This is a genomic window from Bacillus solitudinis, assembly GCF_002797395.1.
GTDB lineage: Bacteria > Bacillota > Bacilli > Bacillales > Bacillaceae_D > Halalkalibacter_A > Halalkalibacter_A solitudinis.
In genome coordinates this window covers 4,094,379-4,112,243 of sequence record NZ_KZ454943.1, presented here as the reverse complement: position 1 = coordinate 4,112,243, position 17,865 = coordinate 4,094,379, and the positions used below count along the sequence as shown (strand labels likewise).

General features: G+C 34.6%; 20 protein-coding genes and 1 pseudogene. 4 read left to right on the top strand and 17 right to left on the bottom strand.

The window, feature by feature from the left end; genetic code table 11:
* Positions 1 to 428: 428 nt before the first annotated feature.
* The 3 genes from CEF19_RS20110 to CEF19_RS20100 all read right to left on the bottom strand — a co-directional run bounded on the left by CEF19_RS20110 (position 429) and on the right by CEF19_RS20100 (position 3,517).
* Positions 429 to 1,037 (bottom strand): cupin domain-containing protein, encoded by a 609-nt coding sequence (locus tag CEF19_RS20110; RefSeq protein ID WP_100407708.1) that lies wholly within the window; start codon positions 1,035 to 1,037, stop codon positions 429 to 431.
* A 391-nt stretch (positions 1,038 to 1,428) separates the two neighbouring features.
* Complete coding sequence (locus CEF19_RS20105; protein WP_100407707.1) at positions 1,429 to 2,928, bottom strand: potassium/proton antiporter; 1,500 nt, start codon at positions 2,926 to 2,928, stop codon at positions 1,429 to 1,431.
* Between the two features lie 28 nt (positions 2,929 to 2,956).
* Positions 2,957 to 3,517, bottom strand: a complete 561-nt coding sequence (locus CEF19_RS20100) for a tyrosine-type recombinase/integrase (RefSeq protein ID WP_100407706.1) — start codon at positions 3,515 to 3,517, stop codon at positions 2,957 to 2,959.
* 201 nt (positions 3,518 to 3,718) lie between these two features.
* Between CEF19_RS20100 and CEF19_RS24440 the strand changes: the two are divergent.
* A pseudogene (locus tag CEF19_RS24440) lies at positions 3,719 to 3,856 on the top strand (IS3 family transposase); the annotation flags it as partial.
* A gap of 402 nt (positions 3,857 to 4,258) precedes the next feature.
* On the opposite strand, the gene CEF19_RS20095 reads toward CEF19_RS24440, so the two are convergent.
* The gene (locus tag CEF19_RS20095) at positions 4,259 to 4,621 is read right to left on the bottom strand and encodes a VOC family protein (RefSeq protein WP_157801027.1); all 363 of its coding nucleotides are present in this window, start codon (positions 4,619 to 4,621) and stop codon (positions 4,259 to 4,261) included.
* A 348-nt stretch (positions 4,622 to 4,969) separates the two neighbouring features.
* Positions 4,970 to 5,674, bottom strand: a complete 705-nt coding sequence (locus CEF19_RS20090; RefSeq protein WP_100407704.1) for a hypothetical protein — start codon at positions 5,672 to 5,674, stop codon at positions 4,970 to 4,972.
* A gap of 357 nt (positions 5,675 to 6,031) precedes the next feature.
* Here CEF19_RS20090 and CEF19_RS20085 point away from each other — a divergent pair, with 357 nt between their 5' ends.
* Positions 6,032 to 6,268, top strand: a complete 237-nt coding sequence (locus CEF19_RS20085) for a hypothetical protein (RefSeq protein WP_100407703.1) — start codon at positions 6,032 to 6,034, stop codon at positions 6,266 to 6,268.
* Positions 6,269 to 6,558: 290 nt separating this feature from the next.
* Here the strand turns inward: CEF19_RS20085 and CEF19_RS20080 are convergent, their stop codons facing one another.
* The 9 genes from CEF19_RS20080 to CEF19_RS20040 form a co-directional block, all read right to left on the bottom strand.
* Complete coding sequence (locus CEF19_RS20080; RefSeq protein ID WP_100407702.1) at positions 6,559 to 7,119, bottom strand: hypothetical protein; 561 nt, start codon at positions 7,117 to 7,119, stop codon at positions 6,559 to 6,561.
* 186 nt (positions 7,120 to 7,305) lie between these two features.
* A complete protein-coding gene (locus CEF19_RS20075; RefSeq protein ID WP_100407701.1) occupies positions 7,306 to 7,770 on the bottom strand; it encodes a GNAT family N-acetyltransferase in 465 nt (154 codons plus the stop codon).
* Positions 7,771 to 8,018: 248 nt separating this feature from the next.
* Positions 8,019 to 8,591 carry a class I SAM-dependent methyltransferase gene (locus tag CEF19_RS20070; protein WP_100407700.1) on the bottom strand — a complete coding sequence of 191 codons (573 nt, stop codon included), beginning with the start codon at positions 8,589 to 8,591 and terminating at the stop codon, positions 8,019 to 8,021.
* A gap of 27 nt (positions 8,592 to 8,618) precedes the next feature.
* Positions 8,619 to 9,539, bottom strand: coding sequence for an NAD(P)/FAD-dependent oxidoreductase (locus tag CEF19_RS20065; protein WP_100407699.1), 921 nt, complete (start codon positions 9,537 to 9,539; stop codon positions 8,619 to 8,621).
* Positions 9,540 to 9,564: 25 nt separating this feature from the next.
* Positions 9,565 to 9,978, bottom strand: coding sequence for an RrF2 family transcriptional regulator (locus CEF19_RS20060; protein ID WP_100407698.1), 414 nt, complete (start codon positions 9,976 to 9,978; stop codon positions 9,565 to 9,567).
* Positions 9,979 to 10,930: 952 nt separating this feature from the next.
* Positions 10,931 to 11,656 (bottom strand): HAD family hydrolase, encoded by a 726-nt coding sequence (locus CEF19_RS20055; protein ID WP_157801026.1) that lies wholly within the window; start codon positions 11,654 to 11,656, stop codon positions 10,931 to 10,933.
* 11 nt (positions 11,657 to 11,667) lie between these two features.
* Positions 11,668 to 12,573, bottom strand: coding sequence for a DMT family transporter (locus CEF19_RS20050; RefSeq protein ID WP_100407696.1), 906 nt, complete (start codon positions 12,571 to 12,573; stop codon positions 11,668 to 11,670).
* On the bottom strand, positions 12,563 to 12,955 hold the full coding sequence (locus CEF19_RS20045; protein ID WP_100407695.1) for an NUDIX hydrolase: 393 nt from the start codon (positions 12,953 to 12,955) through the stop codon (positions 12,563 to 12,565). Before CEF19_RS20045 ends, CEF19_RS20050 begins: the two co-directional genes overlap by 11 nt.
* The gene (locus CEF19_RS20040; RefSeq protein WP_227522039.1) at positions 12,952 to 13,662 is read right to left on the bottom strand and encodes an adenine nucleotide alpha hydrolase family protein; all 711 of its coding nucleotides are present in this window, start codon (positions 13,660 to 13,662) and stop codon (positions 12,952 to 12,954) included. The genes CEF19_RS20045 and CEF19_RS20040 overlap by 4 nt, the downstream gene beginning before the upstream one ends.
* A gap of 470 nt (positions 13,663 to 14,132) precedes the next feature.
* Here CEF19_RS20040 and CEF19_RS24030 point away from each other — a divergent pair, with 470 nt between their 5' ends.
* Complete coding sequence (locus tag CEF19_RS24030) at positions 14,133 to 14,267, top strand: hypothetical protein (protein ID WP_264755140.1); 135 nt, start codon at positions 14,133 to 14,135, stop codon at positions 14,265 to 14,267.
* A 970-nt stretch (positions 14,268 to 15,237) separates the two neighbouring features.
* Here CEF19_RS24030 and CEF19_RS20030 read toward each other — a convergent pair.
* Together CEF19_RS20030 and CEF19_RS23320 are read right to left on the bottom strand one after the other, a co-directional pair.
* The gene (locus CEF19_RS20030; RefSeq protein ID WP_100407694.1) at positions 15,238 to 15,480 is read right to left on the bottom strand and encodes a hypothetical protein; all 243 of its coding nucleotides are present in this window, start codon (positions 15,478 to 15,480) and stop codon (positions 15,238 to 15,240) included.
* Positions 15,481 to 15,970: 490 nt separating this feature from the next.
* Positions 15,971 to 16,147 carry a hypothetical protein gene (locus tag CEF19_RS23320; RefSeq protein WP_157801025.1) on the bottom strand — a complete coding sequence of 59 codons (177 nt, stop codon included), beginning with the start codon at positions 16,145 to 16,147 and terminating at the stop codon, positions 15,971 to 15,973.
* 200 nt (positions 16,148 to 16,347) lie between these two features.
* Between CEF19_RS23320 and CEF19_RS20020 the strand changes: the two genes are divergently transcribed.
* On the top strand, positions 16,348 to 17,187 hold the full coding sequence (locus tag CEF19_RS20020; protein WP_100407692.1) for a tyrosine-type recombinase/integrase: 840 nt from the start codon (positions 16,348 to 16,350) through the stop codon (positions 17,185 to 17,187).
* Positions 17,188 to 17,311: 124 nt separating this feature from the next.
* On the opposite strand, the gene CEF19_RS20015 is transcribed toward CEF19_RS20020, so the two are convergent.
* Positions 17,312 to 17,767, bottom strand: a complete 456-nt coding sequence (locus CEF19_RS20015) for a GNAT family N-acetyltransferase (protein ID WP_100407691.1) — start codon at positions 17,765 to 17,767, stop codon at positions 17,312 to 17,314.
* Between the last annotated feature and the right edge of the window lie 98 nt (positions 17,768 to 17,865).

Sequence of the window (17,865 nt, the reverse complement as noted above, 5' to 3'; positions counted from 1 at the left end):
ATCGTGCCTTGTTCACCCTAATGCTTCGTTAGGGCAATCATTGACTGTTTTTATTGAAGTATCTCTATATAAAAAGACTATCTTTATAAAAAACGGGTATTAACTTCTCATATGTAATCTAATAAAGGCGTGTGTATCATGAAGCCATAAAAGGGTTTCGTCACTATGACAAAACCCTTTACAAGTTTTGAAATATTTCTTTCTCTTAACTATTATATTTTTACTTGCTGAAGAAGTATAAACTCTCCTGCACGCTCCCATTTTTCTTTATCTACTGTTTCGTATGCTTTTTCAGGAGAATACCTTTTCCTACAAGAACTCCTATTAAAATAAATTCTTGAAGAATGTGTAGCATGTATTCCTCTTTTAACACCCTCTAACCCTTCATTCACCAAAATCCGGTGGACTTTACCCGTGCATCTAGAGTGTTACCAAATATATCTCGAATTTCCATTATCATGTACTCCTTCCATAGCCATTGCATCTGCTTTGGTAACATGAACAGTACCAAATGGATGGTTAGGAGGAGCATATATTGAGTAAAGTTTTAACGGAGTATTACCTGTATTAGTTAGATTGTGCCATGTTCCAGCGGGTATAATGATTGCCGAATCATCATAGATATTTCTTTCAAAGTTTAAATTAGCTTTATTCTCGCCCATACGCACCATTCCCTGACCTTGTTCTACTCGTAAGAACTGATCAACATCAGGGTGCATTTCCAAACCAATATCCTCGCCCACTTGGAGACTCATTAAAGTAACTTGCAAATGTGGTCCCGTCCACAAAGCTGTTCGAAACGTATTGTTTTGCTTAGTTGCTTCATTGATATCAATGACAAATGGTTTGGATCCATAATCTGTTAACGACATATTCCCACCACCGTTGGAAGAGCGAAAAGAATTAAATCTGTGTGTAAACTCTGTCTGATTAGGAAAAGTACCGTTTACAGACTGTCTTCCATCGTTATACATTGGTGCATTAACATAATTAGGATTTTGATTTTGATATGGATACATATATGGACCATAGTACATCTTTTTCATTCCCTTCAAATGTTTATAAAAACATCCTATGCACTATTTTAGGGAATGCCCCAAAAAACTTTACTTACAGAAAAGCATTTCCATCGTTCCGATAATGCCATACATTAGTACTAGTCTTACATATATTAATTCTCAGTTCAGAAGATTACGGGGAAAGAATTTTATTTTTTATATAATAAAAGGAAGAACTAAGAAAAGTAATGCTGCTATCGTTACCAACTTCTGAGGTTGTTTTAAGTGTGAGTGAAAAAGAAATAGGCAAACGAAAGGGCACAAAAGTTAAGAGAAGCAGCTCTTCGCAACCCGTTTCAATTCGATCTGATACCTTCCCACTCTTTCGTTTAAGCATTTGTTAGTTAAATAACTAACGTGACTATCTTTTCTACTCTTCAAATCCCGAAGGACTAAAAACTTCCTTACGTTCATTCAAAAAGTTTTTCAATTCCTTTTTTCTTTTTTTTGATACAAGAATATAAAGAATATCATCAGTTTTTATTATTGTATCTCCATGTGGGGTTAGTAAATCAGCTCTGCGGATAATCGCACTAATTAGAACATCTTTAGGAAAATTTAAATCTTTTAACGTTTGACCAGTAATAGTAGACTGTTCATTCACTTCATATTCAATTATTTCTGCATTTGCTTTCCCAATGGAAACAAGTTCTAAAGTATGAGGGGCTTCAACTTTCTTTGGACCATGCAATCCTAATTTTTTAGCAACAATGGAAATCGTTGAACCTTGAATCAAAGCTGAAGTTAATACGACGAAAAATACTACATTGAAAAACAACTGACTATTTTCTAATCCCATTGTCATTGGGAATGTTGCAAGTACAATAGGGACTGCACCTTTTAATCCCGCCCAAGAAAGAAAGACTTTTTCCTTTAATCCAAATCCCATTTTTATAGTCGAGAGGAAAACAGCGACGGGGCGGGCAATAAAAATTAAAATAATCGAAAGCAAAAGACCTTTAACGATAATATCAAACGATAGAAATTGTGAAGGAAATACCAATAAACCTAGAATGATGAACATTAAAATTTGCATCATCCATGCGAATCCTTCATTAAACCTAAATATAGAGTGCCGATAAGTTAAGTCTCCATTACCAATTACAAGCGCAGCAATATAAACAGCCAATAAACCGCTAGCTCCGATTAAATCTGAAAGGCTATAGGTGAGCAATGCAAAAGCGAGAGCGAAAATCGGATAAAGACCACTTGAATCTAAATTAATTTTATTGATAGCATAACTCGCAAAACGCCCAAATAGAAAACCTAATAAAAGTCCCATACCCATTTGCCAAATAAAGGAACCCACTAGTAAGAAATAAAATGGACTCTCGATAGTCATCAGTTCAATTAATGATAAGGTTAGAAACACTGCCATTGGGTCATTAGTTCCCGACTCTGCTTCAAGGGTTGAACTAAGTCTATCACGAATATTTTGACCTTTTAAGACAGCAAATATGGCTGCTGCATCAGTCGAGCCAACAATAGCTCCAAATAACATTCCTTCCAACCAAGAAACATCAAATATTAGCTTTGCAGCAACTGCAACAACCATCGTTGTTAATAGCACCCCTAATGTTGCAAGCGATAGCGAAGGGGTTGCAACAGCTCTTACTGATGACCACTTTGTTTGTAAACCCCCTTCAAAAAGAATAACAACTAAGGCAAGAATACCAATTAATTGAGCCAAATAAGGGTTATTAAAGTGGATTAAGCCTAAACCGTCACTTCCCATAATCATCCCGACTAGTAAGAATAAAACTAGAGCAGGAACTCCCAAACGAGTCGAAAATTTTGTTGTCAGGACACCTATGATTAGTAATAATGCGGTAAGTAAAATAAAATAATCAACGTTAATTTGTTCTAACATTTATGTCTCCCTCTCCATGAATGGTCAATTATAAGTTAACATCAATTTTAACCTCGAAATTATCTCTTTCTATCCCGATATACCGTAATGTCTCAGCACGAGTGTGGTGATTAAAAACAGATTGTAACAATGAAATCGCTATCCCTTTTTGGTATGCATGGTATCCGAATGTTTTTCTTAAAGTATGCGTCCCTATTTTTTCGGAAATACCAACTTCTCTAGCAACATTATTTATAATTCGATAGGCTTGCTGTCGAGTTATTGGCTCGTTGTTTTTCTTTGATTTGAAAAGATAGTCTGTTGTTAGTAATTCAGCTTTCGTTACGTAGTCAATTAAGGCGTATTTTACTTTATTATTTATATAATATGGCTTGATTTCACCACTGTTTTGTTCTCCCAAATAATAGTACTCTTTTACATTTTGACCATCATAAACATCACTTACTTTAATTCTGAGTAAATGGCTTATAAGAATTCCTGTATTAATTCCAAATACGAACAACACATAGTCTCTATGTGACCTTTTTTTAAGGATGGCTTTTATTTTATCTATGGTCTCAACCTTCTTTATAGGTTCTACATATTCCATAATACACCTCAATATAGTTACTTAACTATAATAATAACATATAGTATGTAACCTTTATTAAAAACATATCTTAAAAGTAAAAAAATTCAAAGAATAACCTATCGATTTATCCGAGTTATGGGCGAGGGAATGACAAATGATTTAGTAATTACAGCATTAAAACATTAACCATAAACCAGGCCTTTCCGTCTTTTTGTCAGCGGAAGTCCATATGCTATCAAAGATTATCAACAAGTGTTAAGACAGTACGGCATCTCTACAAGCATGATTCGAAAGGGTAACTGTTATGATAATGAATGCATTGAGTCGTTTCATGATGTGATTTACCGCTCGAATATAAAAAGCATGCACACTTTAAAGAAAAAATGCATCTTAAAAATACCGGTACATTCAAGGGTTACGTCCCTTAACATTGTAGTGAGCAGCAAGCGGAGCCAGTAGGTGCAAAAAGAAACTCATAATTCAATGTGTCCATTTTCTTGACGTAGTATCATAAGGTCTTAGAAATATAAAAAACCCTTCTTAAATAGAAAGGCTTTTGTTAGTTGTCAATTTTTTTTGTTACGAAACGTTGCCTAGGACCAATTTTCACCGATAAAAATCTTTTGAGAGTAATCGTATCCAATGCTCATTTTCCTTTAGGACAGTGAATGTGATATTTCTTGCTGCACAAAGGCGTTTATTCGGATTAATTATCAAAAAACTTTGCTCCTTATTAAATCAAATCGTTATATATCATTTTTATAATTCTATGACACTTATCATATTTCCATTTATGTCGGTCAAATCAAAACGTTTAGGTTCTCCACCCCTTAAATCTGATACAATTACATTTTTTTCTATTAGTTTTTTTCTGACTTTTTCTACGTCTTTAACAACATAATTAAAAGGCGTGTATTTATCAATAGGTTGAAAATCCGAAATTTGGACAAGGTGAAATCCACAATTTGGTGCAATCGAGAGACCACACATTCTCTCATTTTCCCATCTTAATTTAAAGCCAAATATCTCCTGATACCAAGACAACGATTTTTTAAGATTTTTTACAGGAAGGAATACTGCATCAATCCTTTCTACTAATTTTTCTTGCAGCTGTTCATTCATAAACCCCATCTCCTTCGAGAATACTTTTTTACTCTTCATTACTTCTAATTAATTTTACGTGTTCCTTTTTTTGGATATATATTTTTTAAAGAAAGTCTTCTGCCAATAACCTTCCCTTTAGTGGAATCCCTTCTACAAGAATACGTTAACTCTTCTTGGAGCAACACACCCGATAAATATCTCTAAGATTTGATAGTACTGTGGTTGGTCCTTTTACTTTTATACATTGAAATGCTTGGGATTTCGTTCTATTATTTCACTTCTGTAAGGTCGCCACTATCGTCTTAGGTTTTCGCCCCAAAAAAAGAACCTCAATGTTATTTATCGAGGTTTCAAAGATTATTAGATTTATTTAGCATTTCTATTATGTTGTCTTTTTCTTTTAAACACATATAAAGAAATCAGCAACATACTTGATACAACAACTAAAGGTAACAGTAATGATTTTTTCTGTGAATCTTTATATCGTTCTTGAATAAGCTGTCTAAATTCTTCTAAGTTATATTCAGAATTTATGGACTGTTTAGCAGAATCATTAACAGGTTGAACTTTTCCATTGTTAAACCAATACCATGCATCTATAGGCATCTCATAAATTAACTTTAATGAACCGTTTTGGATAGAATCTAGTTCAAAAGCTAAATCCTTTCCGTATCCGAATACAGATAATTCAAATTCCCCGTCTTCCCTCTCGTATACTCCAATTACATTCACAGGTTGGTCATCTTGATAAATTACTGAAATCCATTCATTTGTTTTTATAACACCGTCATTTAAATTATTTAATTTGTCATTTTTCGCTATGAATTCTTGAGATAACGTATACGTTTCATGTAGCTCTCCAAACCTGATATCTTTTGAATCGCTCATAAACCCATAATGTTCTGCCTCTTCATCATCAACCATATCAATGACAATTTCATAAAATTTGTTCTCTGCATATTCTTTTGCCCCTGCTGGAATAGATGAATTCTTACCAGCTAAAACATTAATTTGAGGTATAGAAAACATTAAAAACATTGTTAAAAGAGATAAAAACATTATTTTCTGCATTCTACACTCCTTCAAGATACGCACTCTTTGGACTTAGTTCCCGTCAACTAAACCGTTCACCCGCTACGTGAGCTTTACTAGAAACACAACATGAGAATATTACAGGTATATACGTGCAAACCAACAAGTTCTCTAATGAATTTAAATTCTACTATTTTGCTAAACTGCCTCGTTCGTTCAGTAATTTCACAAAAAGAGCGTTAACCTTTTTACTCTTATCATTATGTTTACCTAAAGATCTTTTTTAGTTTATTCACCTAAAATCAGGCTCGTTTTCTGGGTATAAGTCCACTTAATTTCATTATTTAAACATATAGTGTTGATGTATAGTGAACTTATTAGAGAGGAGAGATTTTATTGAATTACCATAACCAACCCCAAATGAATTCTAACGAACTACAACAATTTTATTACCTTGATTCTTTAAATGGACAACAGCGTTTTGGGCAACTCGAGGGACAGTTCTATGGACAGCCGCCTTATTATCCCCCTTATCCCCCTCGACCACCACGCTGTCGTTGGGTTCGTGAATGTAGATGGGTACGCCGTTGTAGAGATGACTACTACCCCTATGATAATAATTACGACTACTAATCTGAAAGAGACCTTTACTTAAAGGGTTGGAGATTTTCTCTCTAACTCTTTAGTACTTTTAAATATTTATTGTAGCAAGACCTGACTGTTGTGAGCCACTAACTACTTCTCCAACTGTGGTTTTTCCAACACCGCCAAACGGAAACGGCATTGTAGGAGGAACGCCTTAAGTGCTTAGAACCCCATTAAAAGGGGTTCTAAATGAATTTTCTTGTTCCACAAACCCGACTCTTTAGTACAAGAAGCCATTACCCTTATTGAGCAATCGCACCGGTTCGTTTAATAAAGAATTAATGATTTTTTTCTTGTAACCATTCTTTGTATTCAGGTAAAGTGTATTCATCAGTTTTTACCACGGTCCATTGATTATCTTTCTGTTTTAAGAAGACTTTCATTAAATATTCGCCACCAGATTCATCGAAATCATTTGTCAAATAAACAATGTTTCCGTGAAGCAGGACTATTACTTCATTATCATTTATTACGTTCACTTTAATTCGTTCATAACTTTCAATATTGTAATTGGCATCCACCAAGTCAAATCCTTGATTTAAGGATTCAACCTCATTTTTCTCTACATTAACTCCTGTTTCACGGTCAATATTCTCTTTTAATTCGGGGTATGTTTCCCAGAGAATATTTATATCATTATTTATCACTGCTTGAGTTCTATGATACATATACTCTCTTACAGGCTTTGTATATTTCACCCAATCTGATGGTTCAGGTTCAACAAAACCTTCTATACCCTTTTTTGAATTAAGATCATTCGATAATGCTACATTTTGCTGACACCCTAATAATGACAATAATAAAACAACGATTAAACTTCCAAAATGAATTTTCTTCATATTATTTATCCCCCTTAAATTATAAGACGAACTTTAATTCGCATCTGTTTCAAAATGAATATTAAGAATCACTTCTTATTGCACTAAACTACCCTTTGCTTCAATAAGAAAAGAGCAATTTCTTCTTGAAAGATTGCTCACCGTTACTTTAAGTGCAATTGTTCACAATAGGCATTTTTTATAAAATCAAATACACTTCATTTTAAATACATCAATTTTTTCGTATTTATCATCAGAAACAGTTTCAACATAAGTCCAACCTCTATTTCTATAATAGTCAGACGTATCTTCCGTTCTTAAATAGAGTTCCTTAAATCCTAATTCTTTAACTACACCTATTGTTTTTGCTACTAACTTTTGTCCTATACCTTTACTGCGATACTCAGGTTTCGTGTATAGAGATGCAAGCCAAGGTTTATACATACTCCTTATCTTTAAATCGTTTTCAACTATCGAAACAGTACCTAAACATTTCCCGTTCTCTCGTGCAACGAGTGTTATTGGAAATGTATTGTCCCTCGTATTTGAAAAATGTTTAACAACCTCTTCAAACTTCATCCCACTACCCGTTTTTACTACAAATTCTTTATAAATCATAACAGAAACTTCTGTTATTTTGTCGGGATGGTTTATTAAAAAATCGATATTCATTTTAATCCCTCTTTTTGTTGTTATGTATCCTTTATTATATTGAATTGACCTTATTCAAGAATCCTGCCTTTTTACTTCAACAAAAAGAAGCGAATACCCTTGTTCAGCATTCGCAACCCGTTCCTTTAATAAAATCAATTTATTAACTAAAACTTTATACTTATATCAAAGCTAGATGCTATAGTGAAGAATCAATTAAATACTTTAGAGACACTTAATGTCTTTAATCAAACGAAAAATTAATCCGGTTAATCCTTCTTCTGTGCAACGAGCATGTATAGAGATTCCGCCGGGAAAAATTTCTCTGTTACCTGCAATCCTGCTTCTTTCATTTCCCGCTCCATTCCTTCCAAGGTAATTCTCGGTGCTTTCTCGGAACTTCCTTTTGGTTCAAGTTCCAGACAGATTAGATAGCCTTCTTTTTTCAGTACATTTTTCATTTCCTGTAACAGCGGTACCAGCGGCTGAATTTCATGCAGTACCAGAGAAGCAATGATCATATCGATAGAGCCATCAGATAAAGGAAGTGCCTCCATACTTCCCTGCACCGGGACAATATTCGTGAGCTGTTCCTCCAAGGCTTTCTCCTTTATTATTTCCAGCATGGCAGCGTCGATATCCAGGGCGTATACGCTGCCCTTGATCCTTTTCGCTGCAGGGATGGAAAAATAACCTGTTCCAGCACCAAAGTCCAATATGCTGTCCGTTTCTTTTAAAGGAATCATGTTCAGCAGTTGTTCCGGGGAGAATTGTTTTCTTCGTTCGGGACTTTCCAAGTACGATACTTTTCCTTTGCTGTGCTTGCAGTAAGAGTGGTGCATATAGATCCTCCTTTTTTAAACAGCTGTTTAGACGTGCTGTTTTTCTTGGTTAAATCTTTCTTCTATCAGTTCTGCGTTCACAGCCATCGCAGCCATACAGCCTTCCCCCGCAGCAATAATTAATTGGGAGGGACCAGCAATTCGCGTATCTCCGCAAGCAAACACCCCTTCCGTATTCGTGCGTTGCCAGCTGTCAGTTGCAATCCCGCCCTGCTCATTTAATGTATATTCGAGTGAAGATTCAAAAGAAGCTGCCTGTTTCCATTCCGCCGCTATAAACCCTCCTTCACGGAGCACTGCTGTTTCATCTTCAAACTGGATTTTTTCCAGCATCCCCTCTTCGCCAATGAAAGCAGCGATCTTTTTTTCATTAATACGGATGCCTTTATTTTTGAGCAATTTTTGTTCTTCTAGACAAAGTACTTTACTGCCGTTGGTAAGAATAATTAAATCGTTCGTCCAGTTAGAAACCATTTTCGCCATATGAAACGCCTTTTGATCACCTGCGATCACTGCCAGCGGCCGATCTCTTAATTCCCAGCCATCACAGAAAGGACAGCTGAACAGGCTCTTGCCATAGAACTCTTTCACCCGCGGGATATCCGGAAGGACTTCTTTAAAGCCGGTTGCGAGAATGATCTTTTTCGCGCTGTATACTTCCCCATTTTCTGTCTCCACCTGAAACAAGGTGTTTTCTTTATTTATTCGATGCACCCGTTGCTTTTCGATCCTCACGTCCGAGTACCTGCTTAATTCTTCCTGGGCAATCCTTTTGAATTCCTGCGGATGTATACCGTCCCTGGTGATAAACCCGTGGGACTCGGAAGTCACCGCATTTCTCGGTTTGTTGTCATCGAACAGAATCGTTTTGCGTCTTGATCTTCCAAGTACTAAAGCAGCATTCAGTCCAGCCGGTCCTCCGCCAATCACAGCACAGTCTAATATCATCTTGTTCACTTCCTTAAAAATAAATTTAACTTTTTTCTTCTTTTTGTTTGGATTCTACCTCTTTAGCAATATCGATCAAAAGCTTTGCTTCCAGTTCACTTTTCATATTTTCCTCTACCTGTCTCATGACGTTCTCAATCAAGCAGCCTTCATGATGAATGGAGCAGTCGAATAAGCTAGTATCTCCTTCAATCGCATTGATAACATCCAAAAAAGATATTTCATGTTTTGTTCTGGAGATTTTATAGCCTCCCTTCGCGCCAGGGGTCGACTCAATCAAACCGGCTTTCGTAAGTTTGGTTAATATCTTAGAAAGGTACGTTGGGGAAAGTTGCTGCGATTCGGCTAGTTCCTGTACTCCCACTGAGCTCCCCCCAGGCTGCAGCATTAAATGGACCATCGTATGCAGGGCGTAGTTTGTCGCGTTTGAATACCTCATACAGAACCTCCTTATATTTTTAAAAAAGACATTAAAGACTCTTAATATCTATAATACAAATAAATTTATCACTAGAGATGAAGAAAGTCAACTTAAGGGGGTTTTAAACTTAGAGTAAACTCCCTATAGTTAAATATAACTCGTTCCCTCCTATATACGAGTATTAGTAAATAGCAGCATTTGATCCTCTTTGCCTATAGAAAAAATGATACTTATTATCAAGGTCATATAGATGTAACACCAAATATATTTCCTGCTTTTCTTTTATCCAAAACTATTACCTCCTTCTGACTTATTCCGCTCTATCCTGTAATATTAACCTGCTCTGTTAGCACAAGAAGGAGCTACCTCAACGAAATCATATAAATCTTTGTGAAAGTACCCTGCCCGTTAATTGAAGAACAAATGAACATAATATATTTTTATCACAAAATTCGGTCATTTTCTTTTATTTTCCAAAAAAGTGAGGAACACCACAATAAATTGGCGTTCCTCTTGGTGTGTTAAAGCACGCCTTTACTTTAAGTACACCGTTTCACAAAGTTAGCATAAAACTAGTATATCGTTTAAATGCACAGTATCCTTGTACTGCGCAGTAATTGCTAATCTTTCGTATCAAGGGTTTTAGGTTGCATAATCATAATTAATAAAATTTTCAGAAAAATTACCTTTTCAACTGTAAAACCCACCTTGACGAGTCTTTGTTTTAACTAAACTTCCAAAGCATTTACAATCCTTTTTCTCAAACTTTAATATGACTTCAAAATTTATTATAATTAAACCCAATATAAGTAAAGTTGCAAACAAGTTTACAATTAGACTATAGTTTATTAGAATTAACGAAATACCAATAGCTACTTCAACAAAAGAAAATAGATAGGTTAGGATAAGAAAAAGCTATTAAAAAGTTTAATTCCCTCTTTAACAGCTAAAATAAATAAATATATTATTCTTACTTAATTACTACTTTAGACTGCCAATCACCGATTAAATTGTATATATTTTTATACGTTAATACAGGCTCATTATCTTTACGTTCTTTTGAGTATAAATTAATCCATATTGGGTTAATTCCAACGGCTTTGCTTCCTAATATATCATTATCCCACGAGTCTCCAATATACACTGTATTAACTGGTTTTATCTTGAAATAATCTAAGGCAGTTAAAAAGGCTTTGGAGTGCGGTTTTGAATAACCGATACCGTCAGAAATAAAAATATGTTCATTAGGAATTAACCTATCTAAACCTAAGTTTCTTATCTTCAGCTGCTGTTCATGGATTTTTCCGTTAGTAATAATCCCAACTTTATAGGAATCTTTAATTTCTCTTAAAAATTGGTTTACTTTTTCATCAGGCTCAATTAAATCGAAAACCTCGCTTATAAATTCTTGGAAATATAGATCTGCTTCCTCAGATGTAACATTTCTTTTGAAGAATTTTAAAGTATCAATAAGCCTTAACCGCCTTACATCATCTAATTCTACTTCACCTTTATGATGCAGATCCCAATAACGATTATCGTTTTTTTTATATTGAATAATAAACTCATCGAAACTAAGTCCTTTTGTCAAAATCGAATTATTAAATGTATTAAAGGTGCCAACGTTCCACTTATCGTTAAAATCATAAAGTGTATTATCTAGATCAAATAGGATTAATTCAATATTCTCTAACACTTCTTCCCCTCCTATAATGCTTTTTTAAGTTTTGGTTTTTCAGGGATTTTCTCTTCTAGCTTCAACCAGATAACGGCACCGATCATAATAAATAACCCTATATATTTTATTAGTGTAGGATATGGCCCCCAAATTACCCAAGTCACGACCATGGCAACTGGTAATTCAACTGTTGTCAAAGCTGCCATGATAACAGTACGAGTGTTCTTAGCTGCGAAGGAAAGTAGTTCAAATGTAATAATCTGCCCCAATGCAGCTGTAACAGTACCAAATAAAAGAGCATTAAGACTAAAAATATTAATAGATGAAATGTTGAATAAGATAATCACAATCGCAATAACAGTAGCTATCAGGAATATAAAAGGTTTAGTATTCTTGTGATTACTTACATATCTTAAACTAAATAAATATCCTGCAAATGACAGTCCAGCTAGGATTCCTGAAATAGCCCCTAATAATGTTATCTCTTGAAACGAAGCGCTCACAAGGAGCATTGAGCCTAACCACAAAATTGCCATTGATACTAGTTGGATTTTATTAATCTTGTGCCCATATGTTAAGAAACCAATAAGAATAAAGAGCCAAGGATATTGAAAGAGTCCTATTGATGCTAAACTAGGATCCATTTCTTGAATGGCTATATAATAAAATAAACTTGTAGCAACTACAGTCAATCCTGCAACCCAATTATAAATGTTGCCTATTATCGAATTTTTTTCAAGATTACTATTATTACTAGTGCTAATTTTAGCTCTAATCGTAAAGTAAACTAGAGGAATAACCATTTGAAATACTAATAAATCAAACGTGTGTATTCCTGCATTGTTAGCGAATTTTACTATTATTGAATTGACTCCGAAAGTTAAACCTGCTATTAATGCTGCCCACACACCATAAGTATACTTTTTATTGTACATAATATTTTTTTCTTAAAGCCGGGAGTGTAAAATCGGTAATACCAGAACCTATAAATTTCGATTTTTCCGAATCTAGCGGTAGCCATTTTATTTCAGCAATCTCGTTATCCGGCATCGGATCTCCTTTGTATAAAACTTCGTATACACTTAATTCTAGTTTTTCTTTCCCACCCATAACTATTGTTTGATATTTCCCTAGATGCTTACATGAAATTAATTCCACAGATATCTCTTCCTTTAATTCCCTTCTTAAAGCACCAAGTTCAGATTCTCCCGCTTCTATCTTTCCACCTGGTAACATAAAAAATTCTGGTGATTCTTTTTTGCTTACAGCTAACAACCTACCGTTATTGATAATTGCAGCACCTACTTTTTTTATCATACGAGCTGACCTTGCCCTTTTGAAACATATGTATAATTCGGAGCGTTTTCTTTAGTCTTTGTCACAAAATCAATATGCTTATGGCAGATAGGCAATTTATCTTTAATATACTCTTCAACCATTTGATTTGTAGGTTCACTAAATGCGTCTCCAAAAATAGACACTCCTTCTAATGATTTAGTCGATAAACCCAATTTCATTAAAGCGTATTTCACATCTTTTTTGCTTCCATAATTATAGATGGGACAATTATAACTAATACCATATTCGTTTTCAAAATTGGCGAATAATTCAATTGCTACTTCTTTTTGTTCTGCTAAATCTTCTTGGTATCCTACACAACCATCAACCATGTTTGTGATATTGTTTTCTAAACAATAAACTGTTGCTGCTGCATGAATAGCCAATTTATCTCCAAGCAAGACTAGATTTACACCCCATCTTTTAAAATCTTCCTCAATATTTAATATAGCAATTTCTCTTAATAACCCATATGTTGGAAGTATTGTACGGCTATGAATTTGATTAGGAAATCTCTCTTTCAACTCTTTAACTCTAATCTCAGATAACTCACTTTTAATACCTATACCACTATTACATGTTAACAAATGTACCTCATTTCCTTTTAGTGCCTCTAAGCTTGCTACTAAAGTCGAATCTTTACCACCTGTAAATAAAACGGCTACTTTATCATTTTTCTCAATCAACTACAACATCTCCTTTTTTTCAGAATATGTATAATTTTCTCATATAAGTTTTATTTTTACAATAACTAAATATAATGTTTGTTTTACCAAAAGAGGATAATAACTTCCTTTTTCACAATCATTACTTTGATAAAACAAAAATAACTGCTAATTAATCTGTTTATTGCAAAACCACTTATTTGAACAGAGAAGGATGCAAACTTCCTTATCATCTCAGGCAGCAAAAGCCAGGGGCAAGCATTTAGGAAGACCAAGAGCGGTTATTACTCCGGAGTGAGATTGCACAAAAAGAGGCACTAAAATGGAATAAAGATGCAATGTTATATAACGGAAGTAGTGTTGATAGAGATGAAACACAAACAGGAATGGATGGCAGAAGAAAACATTGGAACATTGAATTTGGTATCCCAGGTAAAACAGATTAGTATGTAGTAACTATCCGAGATGGAGTGGTGTGGGAAGGAACTCAATTGTCTAATGAATTAGATAGTATGCCTGAAAGCTACTTTGTCTCTGGTCTTGAGGAAATTAAGTATGATACACCCGAATTACTTAAAAAGGGACAGGAAATCACAGAGATATATCCAGGTGTGACCGACAAGTAAAATGTCACAGTTTCTGCTCATATAAATGACACACTTAACTGGAAATTTAATTAAATCCCCTATATGAACCATATCTATAATAGTATTATTTACGGATTAATCAAAATAGTGAAAAAGACCCTATCTAACAAGTGATGTATAAAAACTTGCATAATTTAGGGTTTTTAAACTATTTCTTTGTTTAAGTAGTCGAGTAGAAGAGAGTCTCTCTACCTTTCAGTAGATTGTACTCTCCCCCCTCCCAGAACCGTGCTTGCGCTATTAACGCACACGGCTCTTCCTAGTTACCATTCACAAAAAATAACTTGCAATTCCTGCTATCCTTACTAGTTTTGTATCCATTTAATCCATCCTACCTCTGTGTGTAGTAAATGTGTCCCTAGCAAAGTGTGGTAACTAGGTAGCACCCTCCATCAGCATTACCCAACTTTATTGGTACTACGCTGCTATCCGACTCCCTACATGGCATTTGGTTTCCTTGCTTATTATCGCTTGTACACCATACTCTTCTAAATAAAGAAAAGACCAGTAGGGTCTCCCGAGTTGCCGTATCATATCAATGTGTAACGTGCCAAGGTCTCTGACTCCAGAGAGGTTTTATCCATCTTGCCCTTAACGAAGGATAAAATGTAGCTTTCTGTCGCAGGTAAGGCATCAGCCCTCTCGATTTACTAACATTATGGAGCTCAATCCCTTCAACCATTTGGCTTTCGGCCCGCTACCTAACTGTCTACTCTTAAAGATTAAAGTTACCTTTAGTCCTCCAAGACTCGCTACGAGTGAATGGCTAGTTCTTGCTCGACGGGAATCCCACCCGCTATATGATACGACCTAGGCTCGGCCACACACCTGCTCCGATAGTGAAACAAGGAAAGCAATGTTTCACTGTTCAAGCATCGCCCCCGTTTGTTGAAGAAGAATATATCCTATTCACCTGCTATATAACCGATGCTTTTATTGTTAAATTCTTTCAGTCTCTTTTTAATAGAAAACTTATAGTACCTGTAAAAAAGCCTATAATAAATAAAGTTAATCCAACTACACTAAAAATGCTATTTAGGTTTAAGAAAACAAAGCCAAAACCACTGATAACAAGTAAAATTGAAAAACTCATAATCTCCGTTACTGACTTATCTTGTAATTTTGGTCTTATAAAATAACTCAAAAACACACCTGCAATTAGGGATATTACTAACAACCCTGAATAATCCACTAATAACTCCTCCTTATAATCAAAGATTTTATCACTCACTAAAATCCATTTTAATTGATTATCATATCGTATTCTCAGCATATCAAAGAACGAATTCTAAAAACTTTCTTCTTCAATCCTTCAATAAGAAAGAGGCAACCCATGCTTCTTAAAGGATTGCACCCTTTAGCACGATAAAGTTATAAATCTTTACTGCTTTTTAATTTCCTTAAAGAAATGATAATAAGAGCAAATAAGATAAAAAATGCACCAAAATAACTAATTAAAACCATAGCCTTATCGTGTTCCATTGTTATAATATCAGTTATCAAACGTAATGAAATTATTGGAATTAAACAAATAATAATAATAGCGTAAAAAAGGAATTTAAACATTGATTTCACCTCTAAATCTATTGTAACAAAATCGATTTTTATTTCATTGGTTATATATTTCTTCTTGCAGTATCCTGCCCCGTTCGCTAAATAAACCTATTATCCCATTTCATTCATTATTTTTCTTTAGTTTTTACTAATCTAATAAACCAATAAAGTAAAATCCAAGGAAGAATAAATTTTGTAGACCATTCAACCAGATATGGAATTACATATGAAATATTGATATAAGCCAAATCAAATATTACCCAAAGTCCTAATAAGACAGCTATTCCAATAATTATTTTCTTCAACAATTTCCCCTCCATAAACATATCTCTAATTCAATTTTGCGGTAAAATAGTACAGCCTTGTTAAACTAACCTGTCTCGATAGTTGAACAATCATTTTATTATTTTAACATTAATTACCTTTTTTGTTTGGTTATTTTGTATTCTTTAGAATAAATGCGTCAATAATTCCTGTATAAAGACTTGGTACAGGAGGGTTCACAATGCTCTTATCACAAGCATACAAAAACTATGAATCTGATAAACGAATCGAAGGTTTCTCTTCTCAGACCTTAAAAGCATACAAATTGCAATCAGGCCTTCTCATTCGTTTTTTTAATGATGTACCCATCCAATCATTATCTACTAATCAACTAAAAGAGTACTTAGCTGAATCAAGCGAACACTTAAAACCTTCCAGCCTATCTCACCGTATTCGTTTTATGCGATCCTTGTTTCGATGGTCACATGAAGAGGGACATATTCCATCAAACCTAGCCTATAAGATTAAGGAGCCAAAGGTCGGGAAACGAATCCCAAAGTTCCTCACAGAAAGAGAGATTGAACATCTTAGGGAAGCTTGTAAAATGCCAATGGAGAAAGCGCTGTTTGAGTTTATGTTTTCAACTGGTTGCCGTATAGGTGAAATTGTCTCTCTGGATAAGAATTGTATTAACTGGTCGAATCGTTCTGCAATTGTCAGAGGGAAAGGAGATAAAGAACGCGAGGTTTACTTTAACATTCGTTGTGACATCTGGTTAAAACGGTATATCCATAACCGTAAAGATACTGACCCTGCTATTTTTGTCACAGATCGATCCCCTCATCGAATGAGCATTGCCCAGATGAGATACATCATCAAACGTATTTCAAGCCGTGCAGGCATTAATAAGACAATTCACCCTCATCAACTGAGACACAGTTATGCCACTCACCTATTAAACAATGGAGCGCCTATCGATGTCATTCAGAGTTTACTTGGTCACGAAAAAACGGAAACTACACGCATTTATGCACAGTTAAGTGGCCGCTTGAGACAAGAGCTTTATAGAAAATATTTTTAGAAGGACGAAAGAGCAGCACTTGGTTAAAGTGTTGCTCTTTTGAATACTCGCTTCTTTTACTGCTTTGTAAGCAGGACAAGGTTTGTGTTTATTCAGGTATCGCACCCTTTAGCTTAATAACATATTAATTTTCCAACTCCACATAATGAGTTGTATTTTGATAAAGGTTTTCCTTTGAAAATCCAAAAGAAGTATAAAAATTATCAGCCTGTTTGGTATCTGTATGAAGCACCAAAATTTTATAATACTTTTTTGCTTCGTCAATTATCCTTTTTAACAACAACCTTCCAATACCTTTTCTCCTGTACTCTTTACTAACATAAAACCTTCTTAGCCTACCGATATATTGTTTATTTGAATAAGGGTCTTTATTTAGTCCACCAATTGCAACCATTTCACCTTTTTCATTAAAAACACCAAATATAGCCTCGCCCCAATTGTTAAAAGTATTAGTACCATTTTTATAATCATTCACTAATCTTTCTACAAACCGAAAACCCTCTTCTTTGCTTTGTTTTACTAAAATATTCAAATTAAAATTAAACAGATTATTTATTTGCCTTACTTCGTATTCTCTCATAAACCCTCCAGAAAAAAGTTTTTCAAATCACTAATTCTTGTTAAACTATAATTTATCTTTAGTGCATTAAACAAGGAGCTGCCTCTCAACAACTCCCG

Coding starts and splice junctions, on each gene's coding strand:
- CEF19_RS20080 (WP_100407702.1), bottom strand. CDS start 7,119: ATGAAGAAAATTCATTTTGGAAGTTTAATCGTTGTTTTATTATTGTCA.
- CEF19_RS20020 (WP_100407692.1), top strand. CDS start 16,348: ATGCTCTTATCACAAGCATACAAAAACTATGAATCTGATAAACGAATC.
- CEF19_RS20105 (WP_100407707.1), bottom strand. CDS start 2,928: ATGTTAGAACAAATTAACGTTGATTATTTTATTTTACTTACCGCATTA.
- CEF19_RS20050 (WP_100407696.1), bottom strand. CDS start 12,573: ATGTACAATAAAAAGTATACTTATGGTGTGTGGGCAGCATTAATAGCA.
- CEF19_RS20095 (WP_157801027.1), bottom strand. CDS start 4,621: ATGAATGAACAGCTGCAAGAAAAATTAGTAGAAAGGATTGATGCAGTA.
- CEF19_RS20075 (WP_100407701.1), bottom strand. CDS start 7,770: ATGAATATCGATTTTTTAATAAACCATCCCGACAAAATAACAGAAGTT.
- CEF19_RS20110 (WP_100407708.1), bottom strand. CDS start 1,037: ATGTACTATGGTCCATATATGTATCCATATCAAAATCAAAATCCTAAT.
- CEF19_RS20065 (WP_100407699.1), bottom strand. CDS start 9,539: ATGATATTAGACTGTGCTGTGATTGGCGGAGGACCGGCTGGACTGAAT.
- CEF19_RS20070 (WP_100407700.1), bottom strand. CDS start 8,591: ATGCACCACTCTTACTGCAAGCACAGCAAAGGAAAAGTATCGTACTTG.
- CEF19_RS20100 (WP_100407706.1), bottom strand. CDS start 3,517: ATGGAATATGTAGAACCTATAAAGAAGGTTGAGACCATAGATAAAATA.
- CEF19_RS20045 (WP_100407695.1), bottom strand. CDS start 12,955: ATGATAAAAAAAGTAGGTGCTGCAATTATCAATAACGGTAGGTTGTTA.
- CEF19_RS20090 (WP_100407704.1), bottom strand. CDS start 5,674: ATGCAGAAAATAATGTTTTTATCTCTTTTAACAATGTTTTTAATGTTT.
- CEF19_RS20060 (WP_100407698.1), bottom strand. CDS start 9,978: ATGAGGTATTCAAACGCGACAAACTACGCCCTGCATACGATGGTCCAT.
- CEF19_RS20015 (WP_100407691.1), bottom strand. CDS start 17,767: ATGAGAGAATACGAAGTAAGGCAAATAAATAATCTGTTTAATTTTAAT.